The sequence below is a fragment of the Gordonia sp. NPDC062954 genome, from assembly GCF_044543825.1.
In the GTDB taxonomy this organism is placed as follows: Bacteria; Actinomycetota; Actinomycetes; order Mycobacteriales; family Mycobacteriaceae; genus Gordonia; species Gordonia tangerina.
Map to the genome: position 1 here is coordinate 260,081 of NZ_JBITWL010000005.1, position 23,037 is coordinate 283,117.

The window sequence follows — 23,037 nt, forward strand, 5'->3', positions numbered from 1 at the left end:
GGCCCCGCGTTCGGCTCACCTCAGCCGCGCTGGGTGGCAACCGATATATTGCTCAGCGATGACGACAGCGCCCCAGCAAACACACCACCGCGATACACACCACTGCGCTACACACCACTGGGCTATACCACCGGTTTCGTAGGACCACCGCCGGTGTTCGACGGTTGGTAGCACCTGATTGCGGGTTCGGAAGGAATCACTGACGTTGGAACACGTGTCGCTGACACCGTCGCAGAGTGCGGTGTTGTTCGTGCTCATGTCCCTGGCCCGCGACGTGCCCAACCCGGAACTGAGACGGTGCGCCCCCGAACTGACCAGGAAGAGTCGCGAGACCCTAAACGACCTGGGGCTCATCGAGTCGGTGAAAGGCCCGCGCAACAGCTTCATCCATAGCCTGACCGACCGCGGATGGGCCTGGTGTGCACGCGAACTCGTCGAGCCACCCCCGACGGGTTCGCAACCTCCGATCCGGGCGCTCTACACGATCATGACTGCCCTCGGCCGCTACCTGGATACCGAAGATCTGCGGCTGCACGAGGTGTTCCGTCCGGCCGCACAGCCCAGCACCGAACAGCCCACGACCGAGCCGTCCGGGTCCGACCTATCCGCGACGGTGGGCATCGAGACCCGAATCCGATCGGCGTACCACGATCTCGCGCCACGTCCGGGCGCTTGGGTGGCGGTGGCGTCGTTACGGGCAGCGCTGTCCGATGAGGCCGCCGAGACCGTCGACGAGGCACTGGTGAACCTCCAGCGCAGTCCGGGGGTGAGTTTGATTCCGCAAGAAGACCGGGCACTGCTCAGTCGAGCCGACCGCAGCGCCGCGGTGGTCGTCGGCACCCAGGAGTGTCATCTCTTTGCCATCGAGGAGCTGTGATGATGGATGAACGCACCCGGCGGGCCTTGGAATCGATACGTCTCGACTGGGCCGCCACCCCGGACGACGTCTGGGGCGCCCAGGCTCCCTTGCATGTCCCCGGCCTGCACGAGTCCACCGTGGACGACATCATGCGCGCCTTCGTCGACGCGCAGCGCAGCAAGGCGACGAGCCCGCTCGGTGTCGCCGTGCGGGGTCCCGCAGGCGCCGGGAAGACGCACCTACTCGGTCAGGTGCGCGAACGGGTCCAGGCGGCAGGCGGGTACTTCTTCCTGGTGAAGCTGCTCGATGGTGAGGACTTCTGGCGTTCGGTGTTGGTTGCCATGTTGGAGGACCTCAGCCGGCCGACCCCGACGCACCGCTCTCAACTCGCCCAGCTGCTCGACCGACTCGGCACGGCCACCGGTGTCGACCCCGACGACCTGGCGGCGGTGACCGGCCAGACGTCGGTGACCCCGGTCATCCTGGACCGCTACGTGACCGCCGTTTACACCATGCACTCGCGTCACCGCCGGCGGTCCCAACACATCCTGCGGGCACTGGTGCTGACCGAGGCCGACGACTTCGCCACCAAGGACCTCGGCGAGGCGTTCCTGCACCTCGACGTCGACGACGGCGAGGAACTCGCGGAGTGGGGAATCCGCAATGCTCGCCTGGGCTACCAGGAAATCGTCGAGAACATCTCGCGCATCATCGCTTTCGACAATGCGACGGTCGTCGCGATCGACCAGATCGACACCCTGATCGAAGCCGCCAAATCTGAGAACCGCCACGACGAGAACTCGGTCGAGAAGGTGGCTCACGGGCTCATGTCGATCCGCGAGACGATGAGCCGGACGGCCGCCGTGGTCTCCTCCATCACCGCAGCGTGGGAGTATCTCGAGGCCAATGTCATGGCGTCGGCGATGGACCGGTTCCGCCAGCCACCACGACTGCAGCGTCCGCCATCTGCCGACTTCGGTCGGGCGTTGCTGGCCAAGCGGTTCGCGCCGTGCTTCGCCGAGGCGGACTTCATCGCGCCGTATCCCACCTGGCCGGTCTCGGACGCCGCACTGTCGGCGTCCGTCGACTTCACCCCGCGGGAACTGATGCGGACCGTCGACCGTCACATCGGGGCATGCCTGCGCGCCGACGCCTTCCGCGAGATGGCGTCGTTGACAACCGACACGCCGGTCGAGCCGGTACCCACCGACGACGAGAAACCGGAACTGGCACAACTCGATCAGCGCTTCGCGGAGCTGCTCGCGGCGGCCGATCCCTCCCTCGCCCTGACGCCGGAGTCGGAGGATCAGACCGTGCCGGCTCTGTTGCAGGCCGGGTTCGCCTCCTGGATCGAGGCACTCGGCGACACCGGTGACGCCTTCCGCCAGGACCCCAAGCCCAGTCCCAAAGCCGTGCTCCACGGACGGATCACGCGGATTCTCGATCCCGAGACCGATGCCGAGGAATCGTGGAGCTTCCGGGCCGTCTCGGCCACGCACCCACGCTCGGTGCAGGCCCGTCTCGCCAACGCGACGACCGCCGCCGGGCTGTCACTCGGCAGCGCCGCACGCACCCTGGTCATCCTCCGCCGCGGCCCCTGGCCGTCGGGGGCCAAGACCGCGGAGATGGTCACCGAACTCCACCAGCGGGGTGGACGGGTCGTCGCCTGGACCGACGACGACATCACGGTCCTCACCGCACTCGCGCGGATACGTTCGGAGCGTTCGGAATTTCTCAGCGAATGGACCGCCCGCCGAAACCCCGCCGCGCGAGTCGGTTTCATCGCGAAGATCCTCGAGCCCGCCGCGCGCGCCGTCCCGCCTGCCGCAACGGTCGACGACCTCGTCCGGACCGACCGGCCGGCACGACACGAACGGCCACGGGGCCGCTCCGCCGTCACGCCCGATCGCAGCGGCGACCGTTACGCGGTGTCCGCGCTCAGTGAGTCGGCCACGAGTGTCGTGCTCGGCGCCGCCGCACGGCCACCCGCGCCGATCATCAGTGGCGATGCCGACGCCGGGAAGATCACCATGGGTGCAGAGGTCGGGTCCGGACGTCCGGTCACCATCGCGCTCGAGGCCCTGCGCAAACACACCGCGATCTTCGCCGGGTCCGGTTCCGGCAAGACCGTCCTGATCCGACGGATCGTCGAAGAATGTGCGCTGCAGGGTGTCTCGTCGATCGTGTTGGACGTGAACAACGATCTGTCACGGCTCGGCTCGGCATGGCCGCACGACGAGCGCACGTGGGCCGACGACGCGGAACGCGACAAGGCCGCCGACTACATCGCCGGGACCGAGGTCGCCGTGTTCACCCCGGGCCGTTCGTCGGGCCGTCCGTTGAGCTTTCGCCCGCTCCCGGATCTGAGTGAGGTCGCCGACGACGCGGACGAGTTCGAGGCGGCCGTGGAAGCGGCGACGGCCGGACTCATCCCCCGGGCGATGGTCGGCGGCAAGACCGCCAAGGCCACGCAGTCACGGGCCGTGTTGATGGACTCTCTGCGCTATTTCGGTCGACGGCAGTCCGGCGGGATCGTCGAGTTCATCGATCTGCTGACGGACCTGCCCGACGACGTCAGCGGACTGCGGGAGGCGCGCCGCTATGCCGCCGAGATGGCCGAGAACCTCAAGGCCGCACGCGCATACGACCCGCTCTTCGGCGGCACCGGAGCGCCCGCGGACCCCGCGGTTTTGCTCACGCCGTCTCCCGGGTATCGCGCCCGCGTCTCGGTGATCAACCTCTCGGCATTGGCCAGCGATGACAAGAGACAGAACTTCGTCAACGAACTGCAGATGGCGCTGTTCGCGTGGATCAAGAAGCACCCAGCCGAGGGGCGGCCGCTCGGCGGACTCTTCGTGATGGACGAAGCGCAGAACTATGCGCCCGCCGACCGTGGCACCGCCTGCCTGCAGAGCACGTTGGCGTTGGTGTCGCAGGCACGCAAGTACGGACTCGGCCTGGTGTTCGCGACGCAGGCACCCAAGGGTCTCAACGCCAAGATCCCCGGCAATTCCGCCACGCAGTTCTTCGGCATGCTCAACGCACCTGTGCAGATCGCGACCGCACAGGAGATCGCCCGCGCGAAGGGCAGTTCGATCGGCGACGTCGGCCGCCTGAGCACCGGCGTGTTCTACGTCGCGCGCGAGGGCGCCGGGTTCACCAAGGTGACGACCCCGCTCTGCTTGAGTCATCACCCGCCGAGTCCGCCCACCGAGGACGAGGTGGTTGGGATCGCGCAGCGATCGGCAAGCTGATCCGCGCTGCGCCGATCGCTCGTCTCCTTCGGCCGCTTGGAGCCGGATGAACCTGTCGGACCCGCCTGGTCTACTGGACCGCACCTTCGAACAAAGGAGCGAACATGTCCGACCACGCCGCCGCGATCCGGGGGTTGCCGCGATGGCATCCCGAGCCGCTCGTCCAGGACACGATCCATCGCATTCGAGCACACGGGTGGTCGGTGACCGCGGTCTCGGAGTTGTGCGCCGAGTGCGCGGAGGACTGCGAGGTACCCGACTGCGCCTTCGCCTATTCCACCGGCCTGACGCTGCATTCGATCCCCGAGCTGATCGTCTACGGCCTAGACGCCGCGACCTCCGGCGCGGTGATCAACGAACTCGGGGACCTGCTGCATCGGTGCGACTGGACCGAACTCGTGCAGGCCGGCACCGAGATCTGTGTCGCCGCACTGGATGTGCCGTTACGCCTCGTCGAACTCATCGACAAGGACGACATGTGCGTGAGCAACGTCCTGTTCCCCGACGCGCCCGCCCTGCAGGTGATCTGGCCCGACGACTGGGGTCACTTCCCTTGGGATGAGGAGTACGCGCTCGAGCCGGAGCATCAACCGGTGAAGGGCGTTCTGTCCGATCCAGCGGTCCCGATCACCGGACCGCGAGTCATCTCGCGCAGCTACGGTCCCAACCGGAAGGAACGCCGGCGACGGAAACCCACTGCCGGGTAGCACGATCGGCCCCACCTCCGTCGTGGAGGTGGGGCCGATCGCCAAACCCTTCGAATCCGTAGTAGTTACCGGCGTGTAGCGCCGGTTGGTACTACCGGATCGGGAGTTACCAGCTGGACTTCTGCACGCCCGGGAGCTCGCCGGCGTGCGCCATGTCGCGCAGGCACACGCGGCACAGACCGAACTTGCGGAACACCGAGTGCGGACGACCGCACTTGTTGCACCGGGTGTAGGCCCGCACGGCGAACTTGGGCTTCTTGTTGGCCTTGTTGACCAGAGCCTTCTTTGCCATGTCAGTTCTCCTTCACGGAGTTGTCTTTGAACGGGAAGCCCAGGTGACGCAGCAGCGCGCGGCCTTCCTCGTCGTTGGTCGCCGTGGTCACGACGGTGATGTCCATACCGCGCGGCCGGTCGATCTTGTCGATGTTGATCTCGTGGAACATCGACTGCTCGTTGAGGCCGAACGTGTAGTTGCCGTTGCCGTCGAACTGGCGATCGGAGAGTCCGCGGAAGTCGCGGATACGCGGCAGTGCGATGGACACGAGACGGTCCAGGAACTCCCACATCCGGTCGCCGCGCAGCGTGGCGCGGGCACCGATCGGCATGCCCTCACGCAGCTTGAACTGCGCGATGGACTTGCGGGCGCGCCGGATCTCCGGGCGCTGACCGGTGATCAGCGCGAGGTCCTCGACGGCACCGTTGATCAGCTTGGCGTCGCGGGCGGCGTCGCCGACACCCATGTTCACGACGACCTTGACCACGCCGGGGATCTGCATGACGTTGGCGTAGTCGAACTCGGTGTTGAGCGCGTCCTTGATCTCCTCGCGGTAGCGAGTCTTCAGGCGCGGCTGGGTCTTGGTTTCAGTAGAAGTCATGATCAGATGTCCTTCCCGTTCTTGCGGGAAATACGGACCTTCTTGCCGGACTCCTCGTCCACGCGGTAGCCCACGCGGGTCGGGTTTCCGTCGGAGTCCACGACCATCACGTTCGACACGTGGATCGGGGCCTCCTGGGTCACGATGCCGCCGGAGGATGCGCCACGCTCGTTGGCCGAGGCGGCGGTGTGCTTCTTGATGCGGTTGACGCCCTCGACCAGAACTCGCTGCTCCTGCGGGAAGGCCTGGATGACCTTGCCCTTGGCGCCCTTGTCCTTGCCCGAGATGACGATCACGGTGTCACCCTTGTGCACCTTCATGTCAGATCACCTCCGGTGCCAGCGACACGATCTTCATGAACTTCTTCTCACGCAGCTCACGGCCGACCGGGCCGAAGATGCGGGTCCCGCGGGGATCGCTCTCACCCTTGAGGATGACGGCCGCGTTCTCGTCGAAGCGGATGTAGCTGCCGTCCGAACGGCGGCGCTCCTTGGAGGTGCGCACGACGACGGCCTTGACGACCTCGCCCTTCTTCACGTTGCCACCGGGGATGGCGTCCTTGACAGTGGCGACGATCACATCACCAATGCCGGCATAGCGCCGCGAGGAACCGCCGAGCACGCGGATGCAGAGGATTTCCTTTGCTCCGGTGTTGTCGGCGACCCGCAGGCGAGATTCCTGCTGAATCACTCGTTGTCTCCTTGACCTGGACTTGTATGCCCGCCGGATTGCCGACCCGACGCACACGGTCTGCTGCCCACCGGACACGCGCCTGCCTGGGGTTTTCGTCTTCCGACGGCCATCCCAGTGGGTTCGCGAGCCGATTTGCGGCACGTCAGTGCCGCAGGCAACCCCACAAGTGTAGGGGAACCGCAGGTGGGGACCAAATCCGTGGAGCACTCCACGTGCGCAGACATTTTCACGACAGGTTACCGGGTCAAGCCGGCGCGATTCCGCATGCTCTCGGCGCGATTCCGGAATCTGTCGGCGGGGCCCGAAAGCAGACCAATCCGCCCACCCTTCGCCACGCGAAGTACCCGCAGACGGCACACATGGTCGGCCACCCGGCCGATGGCACCGCCGAGACGAGGAGGACTGCGTGACCACCGACAACGTCATCCGCACCGATGCCCACTCCGCCGACGGCCTCGGCGCGCCGCTGTCGATGACCGCGGCCCAGCGCGGCATCTACTACGCCCAGCAGCTCGACCCCGATGTGCCGATGGCGGTGGCGGCCTTCGCCGAGTTCCGCGACACCGTCGACGGCGACATCATGCAGCGCGCCGTCGCAGTGACCTGCGACGAGACCGAATCGGGACTGCTGCGCCTGGTGCCCGCCGGCGACGACGAACCGCACGTGGTGGTGGACCGCACCCGCACGGTCACCCTGGGGCGACGTGACTTCAGCGCGGCCGACGATCCACGTGCGGCGGCGATGACCTGGATCGACGAGCACCGGTCCCAGGTAACCGACCTGTTCACCGATCCGCTGCTCGAGACCTATCTGCTGCGCCTCGGCGACAGACATCACATTTGGTACTGCTGGGGTCACCACCTGGCGTTCGACGGGTACGCGGCGATGTACATGATGCTGCGCGTCGCACAGCACTACACCGCAATCGTCGACGGCGACGAAGCCCCGCCGGCCGACATCGCCTCGATGGCCGACATCGCCGCACTCGACGCCGAGTACCGGTCGTCCGATCAGTTCGCCCGGGACCGCGCGCACTGGGCGGCCACCCTGCTCGATGATGCGCATGCGGGCGGCGACAGTGGGCAACTGCCCGAGATCACGTCGCTGTCGTCGGCGACCGCGGCAGCCGCGCCGACCGCAACCGTGCGGGCGCACACCCTGCCGCGGGCGTTGGTCGATCGCATCCGTGCCCGCGCCACCGAACACGGTGTGCGCGCCGCGTCGGTGATCACTGCCGCGGTCGCCGCCTACCTGGCACGGCTCAACGACCGCGACACGACCATGCTGAGCCTGCCGATGGCTGCCCGCGACCGCGACATCCTGCGGACCTCGGCCGGCCTGACCTCCAACGTCGTGCCGGTGCGCGCACGCATCGACGGTGGTGCGCAACCGGTGTCCGTCGCCGACCTCCTGGGATCGGTGAACCGTGAGATCAAACAGGCCGTGCGCCACCAGAAGTTCCGCCACGAGGACATCACCGGCGATGTGCTCGGCGCCGCCGGGGGCCGACGTGGCTTCTTCGGCCCGATGGTCAACGTGATGCTGTTCTTCGAGCACATCGATTTCGGCACCCTGCGCGGCGAACTGAATGTCCTGTCCACCGGCCCGGTCGAGGATGCGTCGGTCAATGTCTATGACGGCTTCACCGGCGGGATGCGGCTCGATCTCGAGGCCAATCCGAATGTCTACTCACCATGGGAGATCCGCACCCACCATGGGCGAATCGTGGAGTTCCTGGAGCGGTTCGTCACGGCCGACCCGGCAACCGCGGTCGGCGACCTCGCGGTGATGGGTGATGAAGAAGCCCGCACCGTGGCACACACGGCTATCGGGGAGCCCGTCGACCTCGGCGACACTACCCTGCTCGATCTGCTCTCCGATGCCGCCGGCCGTCACGGTCGCCGGGCAGCTTTGCTCGACGATTCTCCCGTCTCCGATTCCCCCGTCTCCGAGTCCCCTGTCTCCGAGTACACCGACCACATCGGCGCGACAATCGGTCAGCTCAGCTACGCCGAATTGACCGCGCGCGCCGAAGCCGTCGCGGCGGGCCTGCGGGCCCGCGGTGTCGGGCCGGAGAGTGTGGTCGGGGTGGCGTTGCCCCGCAGCATCGACCAGGTGGTGGCGCTGCACGCGACGATCCGCGCCGGTGGTGCCTTTCTGCCCATCGACCCGGACGAACCTGCCGAACGACTCGGTCACATCATGTCGACCGCCCGACCGACCCTGGTGATCGGCGCCCTCGGCCGCCCACAGACCACCGACCCGACTGTCGAGACCGTCACCCTGTCCGGTCTCGCCGACCACTCCGCGGCTCCGGCGGTCACCACCCGCGCCGCCCGTCGCCGCGTACGCGACTCCCTACGCGGCGATCACCCCGCCTACGTCCTGTTCACCTCTGGGTCGACCGGAAAACCCAAGGGTGTCATGATCTCCCACCGGGCGATCGTCAACCGCCTGCGCTGGATGCAGTCGCGCTACACCCTCACCCCCGACGACCGGGTCCTGCAGAAGACCCCCGCCACCTTTGACGTGTCGGTGTGGGAGTTCTTCTGGCCGTTGGTGTCCGGTGCATCACTGGTGATCCCGCGCCCGGACGGGCACCGCGATCCGTGGTATCTGCGGGACGTGATCGCAGCGACACAGATCACCACCGTCCACTTCGTCCCGTCGATGCTGTCCACCTTCTCCGCCGCTCACGGCGACGACGCGGCCGCGACTCACGACGATCTGGGCTCGCTGCGGCAGATCTTCACCAGCGGGGAGGCGTTGACGCCGGAGACCGTCGGCGCCACCGCCACGCTCACCGATGCACCGATCCACAACCTCTATGGGCCCACCGAGGCCGCGATCGACGTGACCTTTCACGACCGCTGCGCCACCGACGACAGCACGGTGCCGATCGGTACTCCGGTATGGAACACCGCCGCATGCGTGCTCGACCACCGTCTGCGACCGCAACCGATCGGAGCGGTCGGCGAACTGTATCTGTCCGGCGTGCAACTCGCGCGGGGCTACACCGGCCGCGCGGATCTGACTGCGGGACGATTCGTCGCCGACCCGCACGGTGGCGGCGACCGCCTCTACCGCACCGGGGATCTGGTCCGGCGCCGTCCCGACGGCGAACTGGAGTATCTCGGGCGCAGTGACTCCCAGGTCAAGATCCGCGGCCAGCGAGTCGAGCTCGGTGAGGTGGAAGCCGCCCTGAGCACACTGAGTGGCGTCCGCTCGGCAGCCGTCCTCATCCGCGACGACGTCGTCGCCGGTGAACAGACGCTCGTCGGGTACGTGATCGGCGACAACGACCTCGGTGACCGTGATCTCCGCGTCGAACTCGGCGACCGGCTCCCCGAGCACATGATCCCCACCGCCATCGTGGTGCTCGACGAGCTGCCCACCACACCCAACGGGAAACTCGACCGGCGTGCGCTGCCGGCGCCCGCGTATCGCGACGCCGGAGAGTACGTCGCCCCGACGGCACCGCTGGACGCGCTGGTCGCCGACACTGTCTCCGCCGTCCTGGGCGTGGACCGGATCTCGATGACCGATAGCTTCTTCGACATCGGTGGCAACTCGTTGTCGGCGACCCGGGTCGCGGCACGCCTGACCCGATCGACGGGCCACCGCGTGGGTATCCGGACCCTGTTCGACGCCAAGGACATCGCGGGTATCGCCGACGCCGTCCGGTCGCTCGGTGTCGACGAGACCGTGCTCGCCGACGCGCCCGCGCCGGACGTCGCGACTGCCGACATCGCTTCTGCCGACCTCCCTGCCGGGCCCGTCCCGCTCTCGCCGGCGGCCACCCGACTCTGGCTGACCAACCGGATGGAGACCACCGACGCCGCGACCTACAACATCCCGTTCACGGTCCGGCTGGTCGGCGAGCTCGACACCGACGCCCTGGCGGAGGCGATGCGCGATGTCGTCGCCCGGCATGAACCGTTGCGCACCCGCGTGACCGAACACGCCGGGACCCCGTACGCCGACGTGATCGACGCAGCCGACGTGGATCTCCGGGTTCCGGTGCTCGACGCCGAGGCGGCCTCGCCGGTGACCGAATTCGCTTCGGCACCATTCGACCTCGCCGCCGACCTGCCGATCCGGGCACGAATCATCCGTACCGGCGACGCCGACCACCATCTGACCGTGGTGATCCATCACATCGCCGCCGATGGCTGGTCGCTGGCACCACTGGCCACCGATCTCGCGCAGGCCTATCGTGCCCGTCGCGATGGTGCGGCACCCGACTTCGTCGCGCTCCCACTGACCTACTCTCAGGTCAGTGCCCGGCGACACGCACAACTCGCCGACACCGTGGCCGAGGACCTCGGCTTCTGGTCTGCCGAACTGGCCGATGCGCCGCGCGAGACCGAACTGCCTTTCGATCGCCCACGTCCCCGCGTTCCCGATGCGACCGGCGGCCTGCTGCACGCCGGCCTCGAACCGGCTGTGCACCAGAAGGTCCGAGACATCGCCGAAGCCCACGGGTCGACGGTGTTCATGGTGTGCCACGCGCTGGTGGCGACGCTGCTGCGCAGCATGAGCCAGACCTCCGACATCTCTGTCGGCACGCCGGTCTCCGGCCGCGGCGACGCCGAGGTGGACGCGATGGTCGGGATGTTCGTCAACACCGTCGTCCTCCGGACCGACGTGGCCAAGGACAGCTCGTTCGCCGAGCTGCTGACGCACGTCCGCGACCGAGACCTTGCTGCGTTCGAGCATGCCGACCTGCCGTTCGACCGGCTGGTGACCGAACTCAACCCGGACCGGGGTAACTCGCATCCGCTCTTTCAGGTGTCCGTGGCACTCGAGGACAGCTCCGCCATCGACGTGGACTTCGCCGGACTGGCGGCCACCGCATCGCGGATCGACACCGGACACACCAAATTCGACTTGCAGTTCACCTTCACCGAGCATCGCGCCGCCGACGGCGGACCGGGCGGAATGAGCATCGAACTCGGTTATGCTGCAGCATTGTTCGACCGTTCGACCATCACCGGACTGAGCACCAGGTTGCGTCGCCTGATCACCGCGGTCCTCGCCGACCCGCAGGTCACCATCGGCGACGTCTCGCTGCTGGAACCGATTGAGCGACTCGATCTGGTTCCCGCGGTGGGCGCCGGGAAGCGCCCGGTCGAGCACCTGTCCCGCATCCTGACGACCGCCGTCGACGCCGAACCGCACCGGGTGGCCGTCACCGACGGCACCCGCGCACTCACCTATTCCGAACTCGACGCCGCCGCCAACCGGCTGGCCCGACTGCTGCTCACGCTCGGAGCGGGACCCGAGAGGTTCGTCGCCGTGTCGATGCCGCGCGGCGTCGACTGGATCGTCACACTCTGGGCGATCGCCCGCACCGGCGCGGCGTGGGTCCCGGTGGATCCGGAGTATCCCGCCGAGCGCATCGCCTTCATGATCGATGACTCCGGCGCAGAACTGGTGGTGACCACCCGCGACAGCGACCCCGGCGTCGAGCGAGCACACACCGTGCTTCTCGACGACGACGGGATCCGTGCCGAGCTCGACGAACTCGACGCGACGGCGCCGACCGACACGGACCGCCACGCGCCGCTCGACGTCGACCATCCGGCGTATCTGATCTACACCTCGGGCACCACCGGCACCCCGAAGGGTGTGGTGGTCAATCACCGAGGCATCGCCGACTTCGCCGCCGAGGAGGTGCGCGCATTCGGTCTGAGCCCCGAGAGCCGGACCCTGCAACTGGCCTCCCCCAGCTTCGACGCCTCGGTTCTCGAACTGCTGATGGCCGTGTCTGCGGCGGCCACCATGCATGTCGCACCGTCCGGGGTCGTCGGTGGGCGTGAACTCGCCGAACTGCTGCGGGCACATCGCATCACCCACGCATTCCTGACGCCGTCGTTGTTGTCGACGATGGATCCCGATGAGCTCCCGGACCTTCGGACGCTCGTCATCGGTGGCGAGCACCCCAACCCGGAGGTCGTGCGGCGATGGTCGGCCCGCCGGGCCCTGTTCAACGCGTACGGGCCCACCGAGACCACCGTGGTCGCCACCATGTCCGGTGAGATCGACCCAGGCGACGAAATCCTCACCATCGGCCGTCCGATCCGCGGGATTGCCGCGATGGTGCTGGACGAACGGTTGCAGCCGGTCGCACCCGGGTCGGTCGGCGAACTCTACATCGCCGGCCCGCACCTGGCCCGTGGGTACCACGGGGTGCGACCGCTGACCTCGAAACGCTTCGTCGCCAACCCCTATGGCGATCCCGGCGACCGCATGTACCGCACCGGCGACCTGGTGCGGTGGACCAGTGACACACCGGAACCGACCGGACGCCGACTGGAGTTCCGTGGCCGTGCCGACCATCAGATCAAGATCCGCGGCCACCGGATCGAACTCGGCGAGATCGACGCCGCCCTCGTCAACGACGACCTGGTGACCGCCGCGGTGGCCACCACCGTCGGCGCTCCGTCGACGGCCCGGCTCGTCGCCTACGTCACCCTCACCGGGGCCGCCCGCGACGCCGGCGGCGACGTGACAGCCGACATCCGAGCTCGTCTGGCGCAGCGGTTGCCCCGGCACATGATCCCGTCGGCGATCATCGAACTCGACGAGATCCCCACCACCCCGATCGGCAAGGTCGATCTCCGGGCGCTGCCCGACCCGGCGTCACTCGGCATCGACACCGACACGAGCTATGTGGCGCCACGTACCGCCGCCGAACGGTCGGTGGCCACACTGCTGGCCGAACAGCTGGGCCTCGACGTCTCCGAGATCGGCCGCGACCACGACTTCTTCGATCTGGGCGGCAACTCGTTGTCGGCGACCCAACTGGTGGGCGGTCTCGAGCAGATCGCCGGGCGCCGGGTGAGCGTGCGAGAAGTGTTCGAGCACTCCACCGTCGCCGCGATGGCCCGTCTTGCCGCGGACGTCGGCGACCGGGCACCGGCCGAATCGGGTACCACCGACAGCAACCCGGTCGACCAGGCGACGGACACACATCCGCTCTCCCAGCTGCGCCACGATCCCGACGCCGTCGTGGCCCCCGGACCGGCGCAGCAGCAGCTCTGGTTCCTCAACCGCCTGGCAAGCGACGAACAGGCCGGTGGCGAGGCGGGCGGCACGGAGATGTCAGCCAGTGCCTACAACATCGCGTTCGCGCTCGACCTGCGTGGCGACCTCGACGTCGAAGCGCTCGGTGGCGCCGTGCGCCATGCGGTGGCGCGCCACGAACCGTTGCGCACCGTCTACCCCGAACACGACGGCCGCCCGGTGATGGAGATCCGATCGGCCGACGAGGTCGTGAGTGCGTTCACCACCGTCGTCACCGACGATGCGGGCGCCGACGCCGACGCCGCTGTGCTGGCGCGTCGTGGTTTCGATCTCACCACCGAGGCGCCGATCCGAATCGCGCTGCACCGCATCGAGAACGGACGGGATGGCGGGGCCCTTCGTGACACTCGGCTGGCGCCTCGCTCCTCACCGACCAGCGAATCGGGCGAACAACACCACAAGCTGACCATCGTCGTGCACCACATCGCTGCCGACGGTTGGTCGATGACGCCGCTGGCGCGTGACATCGCCGGGGCGTACGCGGACCTGCGGGCCGGTCGATCACCGGCGCAGCGTCCACTTTCGGTCGGTTACCGCGACTATCTGCGGTGGCAGGCCGAGAATCTGGGTGTCGACCCGCAGCGCGGTCTGTCGATCGACGCGCACGGGATCGACGGGCAGGACGGGACGCGGCAGGCCGAACTGGCCGACTGGTGGCGTCGCGAACTCGACGGGATCGACACCGCCCCCGTCCTGCTCCCCGACCACGTCGAGGGGGCCGACGACGAGCCACACACCGGCGTCGTGGACGTGGCTTTCGACGCCGGACTGCGAAGCAGCCTGCGTGATCTCGCCGACGGCAAGGCCACCGACTTCATGACCGTGCACACCGTGTTCGCCGCCCTGCTGCATCGGCTGCACTCCGACCCAGACGTCCACGTCACGGGCGATCGCGCCGATGTGGTGATCGGGACCCCGGTTGCCGGGCGCAATGATCCGCGACTGTCCGATCTCGTCGGGATGTTCGTCAACTCGGTGGTGTTGCGCACCCCGATCGACGGTTCGGCCACCTTCGGTGAGTTGCTCGACACCGTGCGTCGGTGCGACCTGGAGGCGTTGTCGCAGGCCGACCTGCCATTCGAGCAGGTTGTCGCGGCGGTCAATCCTCCACGCAACGGCCGTCATCCGCTGTTCGGTGTGGTCCTGGCCTTCGATGCCGAGACCACCGACGGGCGCACACCGTCAGGTCCGATGCTCGAACTCGACGGTCTGGCGGTCGAGGCGCAGGAGGTCGACACCGGTTCGGCACGTTTTGATCTCGAGTTACGCATACGCGGCGACCGGGCACGTTTCACTTATGCCGGTGACGTATTGAGCCGTGAGCGCGTGCGCCGCATCGCCGATGCATTCGTGTCGCTGGCCCGGCAGATCGTCGCCGACCCCGATCGTCGGATCGACGACCACGTTCTCGGTGTGCAGCCTGAGGTGGCCGCGCCGACCACGCAGCCGCGGCACCTCGCCGACATTCTCGAGGCTTGTGCCCACGAGCATCCGGCGCGGACTGCCATCGAAGCGGGCACCGACTCCATCGACTACCGCGATCTCGACGAACGCTCGGCGGCATGGGCGCGCCATCTGATCGACCTGGGTATCGGCACCGACGACGTCATCGCGATCGCCTTGGAACGCTCGATCGAATCCGTTGTCGCCGTGTGGGCGGTCGCCAAGGCGGGCGCCGCGGCGCTGCCCATCGATCCCGGCTATCCCGCCGACCGGGTGACCCACATGCTGGCCGACTCCGGCGCCATCCTGGGCATCACGGCCGCCGCGCATTTCGGCACACTGCCGCACCACCTCTGGTGGATCGGTCCCGAGGCACTGGATTCCGGTCGGGGTACATCGCGAGTCACCGCGCGCGGACCGCGCCACATCGACAGCGCGGCCTACGTCATCTACACGTCGGGCTCGACCGGAACACCCAAGGGCGTCTGCGTCACCCACCGCGGATTGGCGGCGTTCGCCGCGTCGCAGCGGGAGCTCTATCAGGTGACTCCCGAGAGCCGTACCCTGCACTTCGCGTCACCGAGTTTCGATGCCGCGATGCTGGAACTGCTCCTCGCGGTCGAGGCAGGCGCCACCATGGTCATCGCACCACCTACGGTGTACGGCGGTGACGAACTCGTCGATTTGCTCGACACGCAGGCGGTCACGCATGCGTTCATCACGCCGGCCGCGTTGTCGGCGGCCGCTCCCCGCGAGCTGCCCGCGTTGCAGACCCTCGGTGTCGGCGGCGAGGCGTCACCGCCGGAACTGGTGGCGCGTTGGGCTCCGGGTCGCCGCTATCTCAACTGCTACGGCCCCACCGAGACCACGATCGTCGCCACGATGTCGCACCCGTTGACGCCCGGTGACGAGATCACCATCGGCACACCGGTCGACGACGCGACCGCCCTGGTGCTGGACCACCGGCTGCGTCCGGTCGCCGACCGCGTGCCCGGCGAGCTGTACCTGGTCGGTCCTGGCGTGGCGCGCGGCTATCTCAACCGCACGGAGGCCACCACGACCCGGTTCGTCGCCGCCCCCGGCGGTAGCGGCACGGTCATGTACCGGACCGGTGACATCGTGAGCCGACGCGGCGACGGTGCGCTGATCTACCACGGCCGCACCGACAATCAGGTCAAGGTCCGTGGTTTCCGGATCGAGCTCGACGAGGTGGACGCCGCGTTGGGCCGCCATCGGGCAGTCGACTGGGCCGGCACACTGGTCGTGGGCAGCGGCGCCGAAGCCGCGTTGGCCGCGTACGTGACGCTGCGAGATGATCTGGCGGCCGGTGACCGACCCGAGGGTGCCGACATTCTCGACACCGTCCGGGGACGTCTACCCGCGCAGATGGTCCCGGCATCGGTCACCGTCATCGATCAGATCCCGCTGACCCGCAACGGCAAGCTGGATCGCGCGGCTCTGCCCACGCCGAACCGCCATCGGCGGTCGGTGCCCGGCCGGGCACCGGCATCCGCCGCCGAACACGTGGTGGCGCGAGTGATCGCCGAGGTGCTCGGCCACGACGAGGTGGCAGCCGACGACGACTTCTTCGCACTCGGCGGCACGTCGCTGCAGGCGACCACCGTGACCAGCCGGCTCAACCACCTCCATCGGGGCGAACCGCTGCGCGTCCGAGAGGTCTTCGACCACCCGAGGATCGCCGATCTGGCCGATCGCGTCGACATCGACCCGGAGCGGGCCGAGGTCGATGTGACCCCGGCAGCCCCCGCGGGACCGCCGGCCGAGCGGCCGTCGACCGTACCCCTGGCACCGGTGCAGCGGCGCCTCTGGTCGATCACACGTGCCACGCCCGACTCGGTGCAGTACACGATCCCGCTGGCCCTGCGGTTGCATGGTGAGCTGTCGGTCGATGCCCTGCGCGGCGCCCTGACCGATGTCGTGTCGCGACACACCGCACTGCGCACGGTGTATCCGATCCGCGACGGTCGGCCTGTCGGCGTGGTGCTCGACGAACCGGCCGACGTCATCGGGGCACTCCGCGTGCACCGACACGCAGATCCGTCCGGGGTGGCCGACGAACTCGCCGCGCGACCGTTCGATCTGACCCTCGACGCACCGTTGCGCGTTGCGGTGGCCGCTGCCGGCACCGGGGAACACGTGCTGGTGCTCGCCGTACACCACATCGCCGCGGACGGGGCGTCGTTGCCGGTACTCGTCGGCGACCTGCTGACCGCTTACCGGGAACGAATCGACGGCCGTACCGATCCGTGGCCCCCCGCCGATGTCGACTTCCGCGACTACGCGCAACGCGTCGGCGACGACCGTCCCGAGGATCAGGTGGCGTACTGGGTGAATCGACTCGCCGGCGCACCGACCGAGACGACCCTGCCCGTCTCCGACGGCGGCACCGACCGGGATCGGCGGATCGAAGGGGATCGCACCGACGACGATTCCGGTGCCGTCACCACCGTTGCCTTCGACGACGATGTGCGTAGCGGGCTGGCCGACTTCGTCCGCGACCACCACACCACCGCATTCTCGGTACTGCACACCGCCCTGACGATCCTGTTGCACCGCATGGGACTCGGCCGGGATCTGGTGATCGGCACGCCGGTTGCCAACCGGTCGCCGCGGTCGGGAACCGATCTCGACTTCTCCCGAGTGGTGGGGATGTTCGTGAACACCCTTGCGCTGCGCACTCAGATCGAACCGAGCGGCAGCGTCGCCGACCTCGTCGCCGCGGTCCGCGACGACGACCTCGCTGCGCTCGACAACCGCGACGTGCCCTTCGACGACGTGGTCAGCGAAGTCAACCCACCTCGCGAGGCCGGACGGCATCCGTTGTTCCAGATCGCGTTGTCGGTGCACGACTTCGCCGACGGCATCGATGGCACCTCGCTGTCGGTCGACACCGGTCTCGACGTCGACGTGTCCGAGGTGGACACGGGCACAGCGAAGTTCGATCTGCAGTTCACCGTCACCGGGATGAGCCCGGACGCCGACAACGCAGCCCTCGAGGTGTCCTATGCGGCGGCACGCTATCGCCGCGACGAGGTAGAGATGCTCGTCATGCGCCTCATGCGGGTGCTGCGGGCGATGCTGTGCGACCCGCAGCGCCTCGTCGGCGACATCCGGGTCACCGATCCACTCGAGGTCGCGCGGCTGTCGCCGATGACCGGTCCGACGCCCGCGGCACCGGCCACCTTCGACGCCCTGCTCGACGAGGCGGTGCGGCGCAACCCGGACGGTTGCGCAGCGATCACCGAGGACGCATCGATCACCTACGCCGAACTCGACGCGCGCGCCAACCGACTCGCCCGCGTCCTGCTCGGCCGCGGGATCGGCGCTGATCCCGAGTCCGTGGACCTCGCGGCGGCCGAACCTGTGGTGGCCATGGCCGTACCCCGGTCCATCGATGCGCTGGTCGCGATCTGGGCGATCGTCCGGTCCGGCGCCGCCTACGTGCCGATCGACCCGACGTATCCGGCAGATCGGATCGCGCACATGCTCGCCGACAGCGGCGCCCGCCTGGTGGTGACCACCGAGCAGGCACGTTCGTCGGTTCCCACCGATGCCGGCACACCGGTCGTCGTACTCGACGATCCCGCTGTTCGAACCCGCATCGGTCATTCGTCGCCCGCGCCGCTCGGCCCCGGCGAACGGATCGCACCGATCCGCACCGATCAATTGGCGTACATGATCTACACCTCCGGGTCGACCGGCAGGCCCAAGGGCGTGCTGGTACCACACTCGGGGCTGCGGGCGGTGCGCGACGAGCTGCGCGACCGGATGGCACCCAACATGTCCTCACGGGTCCTGCATTTCGCTTCCCCCAGCTTCGACGCGTCGGTGCTGGAGTTCTTGATGGCTGCGGCCGGGGCGTCGGCGCTGGTCATCGCGCCGACTGATGTCTACGGCGGTAAACCGTTGTCGGACTTCATCGACCGCCACGGGGTCACCCACGCGTTCATCACGCCGGCCGCAGTGGCCACCATGGATCCCCATGCGGTGCCCACCCTGGCGTCGCTGGCCATCGGCGGCGAGGCCTTCGGTGCCGAACTGGTCCGCCGTTGGGCTCCGGGCCGCACCGTCATCAACGTCTACGGACCCACTGAGACCACCGTGATCACCACCGGCAGTGACGAACTCGACGCCGACACCGAGCTCACCATCGGCACCCCGAACAACGGGGTGGGTGCACTGGTGCTCGACGAACGACTGCACCCGGTGCCGCCGGGGGTGACCGGAGAGTTGTATCTCGTCGGCGGCCAGGTCACCCGCGGCTATCACGGGCGACCGCAACTGACGTCCACGAAATTCGTTCCCGCGCCGATGGTCGCCGGCCCGAGTCACGCCGGCAACCGGATGTATCGCACCGGTGACCTGGCGTGCTGGACCGCGGACAACCGGCTGCGTTACGTCGGCCGCGACGATGATCAGGTGCAGATCCGGGGCTTCCGTGTGGAACTCGGCGAGATCGACGACGCGTTGGCCGCCGCGCCGACGGTCGACTTCGCCGCGACCATCATCGACGGGGCCGATCACGAGGGCAGCGGTCCGCCGATGATCCGCAGCTACGTGACCGCCGCCGACGGACAGACGCCGGATGTCGACGAGCTACGCCGTCAGGTTGCGACGGTCCTGCCCCGGCACATGGTCCCGTCATCGATCACCGTCCTCGAGGCGATCCCGCTCACGCCGGTCGGCAAACTCGATCGCCGGGCACTGCCGCAACCGGAGATCGTGTCCCGGTCGCGGGCACCGCGGCCGGGCACCGAGGCGACCGTGGCTGCCGTGTTCGCCGAGGTGCTCGAGATCGACGACGACGCGGTCGGTGCCGAGGAAGGGTTCTTCGACCTCGGGGGCAACTCGCTGATGGCCACCACGGTCACCACCCGACTCAGCGAGCGCTTCGGCCGCGACGTCAACGCCGGAATCCTCTTCGGCGCACCCACTCCCGCCGAGCTCGCGGCGGTGATCGACGATGCCGACAACTCCACCGGAATGGTGGATCCGTTCGCGACCCTGCTGCCGCTACGACGGCCGGCTGCCGGCGGGGATGCACACACCGGTGACGACAGTCCGCTGTTCGTGGTGCATCCGGCGATCGGCCTGTCGTGGAGTTTCACATCACTGCTGCCGCACATCGACCGCGGGCGCGCCGTCTACGGACTGCAGAACCCGATGCTGTCCGGCGGTCGGGCACCCGAGTCGATCACCGAGCTGGCCGCTCACTACGTGCAACTGATCCGTTCGGTTGCACCACAGGGGCCGTACCGGCTGCTCGGCTGGTCGCTGGGCGGGCTCATCGCCCAGGAGATGGCGGTGCAACTGTCCGAGTCGGGCGACGTCGTCGACGAGCTGACATTGCTGGATTCCTTTGTCGTGGCCGATCGTCCGGGATTCGACCGGACCCCGTCGGTCGCTGAGCTGATGGCCGAATTCGGTCTGGACATCGACACCGACGACGGGCAAGAGCCGAGTATCGCCCACGCGTGGGAGTCGGTGCGCAACGCGGGTGGGCCTCTCTCGGGTCTCAGTGAGCACGAGTTCGCAGCGGTTCACCGCACGTTCCTGGCCGCGACCCCGCTGGCCGCCGACTGGCGACCGCGGACCTACGCCGGGGATGCGAGATTCGTCACCGCCACCGCCGACCCGCCACCCGGCGGCCCGGCCGTCGACGACTGGGCGGGGCGGATCACCGGAACCGTGCGCGAGTTCGTCGTCGACTGCAGTCACGCGCGCATGTTGTTGCCGGCGAACGTCACCGCGTACGCGGCAGCCGTGGACGGGTCCGTCACATCGGACCGATCCGCGGACCCCGGTCGTCCGAACGACCAGTGACATCCATCAGCGAGGAGGACCGATGACCAATCCGTTCGACAACACCGAAGGCGTGTTCCTGGTACTCGTCAACGCCGAGAACCAGCATTCGTTGTGGCCCGAGTTCGCCGCCGTCCCCGATGGCTGGACCACGGTATACGGCCCGGCCGGCCACGACGACTGTCTTGCCTACGTCGAGGAGAACTGGCGGGACATGCGACCCGCCAGCCTGATCGAAGCGATGGAACGAAGGGAGCAGGCACATGGGACGACACGCGATGCCTGAGCGGGGCACCGACGTCGCACTCCGCCTCGACGGGGTCACCAAAACGTTCCGCTCCGGGATCTTCGGTCGGGGACCGCGAGTGGAGGCGCTACGCGGCATCGACCTCGAGGTGTCGTCGGGCACCGTGCATGCGCTACTCGGCCCCAACGGCGCCGGAAAGACCACCACGGTGCGCGCGGTCGCCACGCTGATGCGGCCCGATGCCGGGTCGGTCGTCGTCGACGGTGTGGATGCACTCGCAGAACCGGACACCGTGCGCGAGATGATCGGCGTGTCCGGCCAATACGCGGCCGTCGACGGCAACCTGACGGGGTTCGAGAATCTGCGGATGGTCGCCCAGCTCTACGGGCATCGACGGAGCGTGGCGTCGCAGCGGGCGCGGGCGATGATCGCCGATCTGCGCCTCGAGGATGCAGCCGACCGACCGATGCGCACCTACTCGGGCGGTATGCGGCGACGGCTCGACCTGGCGGGTGCCCTCATCAACGAACCATCCCTGGTCATCCTCGACGAACCCACCACGGGCCTCGACCCTCGCGGACGCCGCCAGATGTGGGATGTCATCACCGAGCAGGTCGCGGCCGGTACCACCGTGCTGTTGACCACCCAGTATCTGGAGGAGGCCGACGCACTCGCGGATGAGATCACGGTGATCGACCAGGGCGCGATTCGCGCCCAGGGCACCGCTGCCGAGTTGAAAGCCACGACCGCCCAATCGATTCTGACTGTCGAACTCCGCGGACGCCACGACGAGGCTCGAGTGCGCACCGCGCTGACCGAGGTCGGACTGAGCGCCCCGCATCACGTCGACGCCCAGACCTGGACCGTCGCGGTCGCCGACGGCACCCGCAGCGCGGTGGCCGCCGTCCGGGTATGCGATGCACTCGGCATCGACGTGCTCGACGCAACGGTGAGCACCCCGACTCTCGATGACGTGTTCCTCGACCTCACCGGCCGCGGAGATACCGACGGCAGCGATCCTCACGGCGACCGCGATCCGGGCGGCGGCGCGTCGTTCGAGCACGCCGCCGAAGCCGTCACCCAACGATTGGAGCGTGTCTGATGTTCGCCGACACCGCAGTGATCATCGAACGAAACCTGTTGACGGTCCGCCGCATCCCCACTCTGCTGATCAGCGCGACAATTCAGCCGTTGATGTTCGTCTTCCTGTTCGCGTATGTGTTCGGCGCGACGTTCGGCGGGGGCTCCTATCGGGAGTTCCTGATGGCGGGGATCTTCACCCAGACGGTGGTGTTCAATGCCGCGATCACCACCGTCGGGCTCGCCAACGACATGTCCGACGGCATCATCGACCGACTCCGCTCGCTGCCGATGTCACGTCTGGGGGTGATCGCCGGTCGGGTGAGCTCGGACATGCTGCTCGGCATCCTGGGGCTCGCGGTGATGGTGGCCTGCGGGCTCGCCATCGGCTGGCGGGTGCGTGGTAGCGCCGCCGACGCCGCGATCGCCTTCGGCATCATCGTGTTGTTCGCGCTGGCAATGGCGTGGATCGGTGCCGTCACCGGACTGGCCGCACCCAATGTCGAAGTGGCGCAGAGCATCGGCTTCTTATGGATGTTTCCGGTCACCTTCCTCTCGAGCGCGTTCATCTCCGCGCAGAGCCTGCCTGGCTTCCTGCGTCCCATCGCCGAGTGGAATCCGGTGACCGCCGTTGCCACGGCATGCCGGCAGAAGTTCGGCAATGCCTCGCCGCCGGACTTCCCCGCCCCTACCGGTTGGGTCGCCGAGCACGCCGTCGGCTATTCGATCGGCACCAGCGTGGCGATCCTCGCCATCTGTGTTCCGTTGTCGCTCATCTTGTATCGGCGTTCGACGCGCTGACGGTTGAAGTGGTCTCGATACGTCACTCACTCCGTTCGCGACTACTCGACCAGCGATGGAATCGCCCAGCTGTCATTTGCCACCGTGAAGGGACCACCCTGGGCTGATTGTTTGCCATGGGGATGGGACCACCTGGATTGCCAGTTATGGGACCACCGGCGCGTC

At 68.1% G+C, this 23,037-nt stretch carries 11 protein-coding genes; 7 read left to right on the forward strand and 4 right to left on the reverse strand.

What is annotated here, in order from left to right:
• The first annotated feature begins 214 nt into the window (after nt 1-214).
• From ACIGKQ_RS08040 to ACIGKQ_RS08050, 3 genes are all read left to right on the forward strand, one after another.
• Complete coding sequence (locus tag ACIGKQ_RS08040; RefSeq protein ID WP_396573072.1) at nt 215-877, forward strand: MarR family transcriptional regulator; 663 nt, start codon at nt 215-217, stop codon at nt 875-877.
• A complete protein-coding gene (locus tag ACIGKQ_RS08045) occupies nt 877-4,113 on the forward strand; it encodes a helicase HerA domain-containing protein (RefSeq protein WP_396573074.1) in 3,237 nt (1,078 codons plus the stop codon). The genes ACIGKQ_RS08040 and ACIGKQ_RS08045 overlap by 1 nt, the downstream gene beginning before the upstream one ends.
• 104 nt (nt 4,114-4,217) lie before the next feature.
• Nucleotides 4,218-4,820 carry a DUF4262 domain-containing protein gene (locus tag ACIGKQ_RS08050; RefSeq protein ID WP_396573076.1) on the forward strand — a complete coding sequence of 201 codons (603 nt, stop codon included), beginning with the start codon at nt 4,218-4,220 and terminating at the stop codon, nt 4,818-4,820.
• A gap of 106 nt (nt 4,821-4,926) precedes the next feature.
• Here ACIGKQ_RS08050 and ACIGKQ_RS08055 read toward each other — a convergent pair whose 3' ends face one another.
• From ACIGKQ_RS08055 to rplN, 4 genes are read right to left on the reverse strand one after another with little or no spacing between them, the layout of a single operon-like run.
• Nucleotides 4,927-5,112 carry a type Z 30S ribosomal protein S14 gene (locus tag ACIGKQ_RS08055; RefSeq protein WP_160900647.1) on the reverse strand — a complete coding sequence of 62 codons (186 nt, stop codon included), beginning with the start codon at nt 5,110-5,112 and terminating at the stop codon, nt 4,927-4,929.
• A 1-nt stretch (nt 5,113) separates the two neighbouring features.
• On the reverse strand, nt 5,114-5,695 hold the full coding sequence (gene rplE, locus ACIGKQ_RS08060; protein WP_235724967.1) for a 50S ribosomal protein L5: 582 nt from the start codon (nt 5,693-5,695) through the stop codon (nt 5,114-5,116).
• 2 nt (nt 5,696-5,697) lie between these two features.
• Nucleotides 5,698-6,015, reverse strand: a complete 318-nt coding sequence (gene rplX, locus ACIGKQ_RS08065) for a 50S ribosomal protein L24 (RefSeq protein WP_235724966.1) — start codon at nt 6,013-6,015, stop codon at nt 5,698-5,700.
• A 1-nt stretch (nt 6,016) separates the two neighbouring features.
• Nucleotides 6,017-6,385, reverse strand: a complete 369-nt coding sequence (rplN, locus tag ACIGKQ_RS08070; RefSeq protein ID WP_235724965.1) for a 50S ribosomal protein L14 — start codon at nt 6,383-6,385, stop codon at nt 6,017-6,019.
• A gap of 409 nt (nt 6,386-6,794) precedes the next feature.
• Between rplN and ACIGKQ_RS08075 the strand changes: the two genes are divergently transcribed.
• The 4 genes from ACIGKQ_RS08075 to ACIGKQ_RS08090 are packed head-to-tail and all read left to right on the forward strand — an operon-like array spanning nt 6,795 to nt 22,872.
• Nucleotides 6,795-20,765, forward strand: coding sequence for an amino acid adenylation domain-containing protein (locus ACIGKQ_RS08075; RefSeq protein ID WP_396573080.1), 13,971 nt, complete (start codon nt 6,795-6,797; stop codon nt 20,763-20,765).
• Between the two features lie 22 nt (nt 20,766-20,787).
• Nucleotides 20,788-21,030 (forward strand): MbtH family protein, encoded by a 243-nt coding sequence (locus ACIGKQ_RS08080; RefSeq protein ID WP_235724964.1) that lies wholly within the window; start codon nt 20,788-20,790, stop codon nt 21,028-21,030.
• On the forward strand, nt 21,008-22,093 hold the full coding sequence (locus ACIGKQ_RS08085; RefSeq protein ID WP_266061525.1) for an ABC transporter ATP-binding protein: 1,086 nt from the start codon (nt 21,008-21,010) through the stop codon (nt 22,091-22,093). Before ACIGKQ_RS08080 ends, ACIGKQ_RS08085 begins: the two co-directional genes overlap by 23 nt.
• Nucleotides 22,093-22,872: an ABC transporter permease gene (locus tag ACIGKQ_RS08090; protein WP_235724962.1), complete on the forward strand. Its 780-nt coding sequence runs from the start codon at nt 22,093-22,095 to the stop codon at nt 22,870-22,872. The genes ACIGKQ_RS08085 and ACIGKQ_RS08090 overlap by 1 nt, the downstream gene beginning before the upstream one ends.
• Nucleotides 22,873-23,037: the final 165 nt, after the last annotated feature.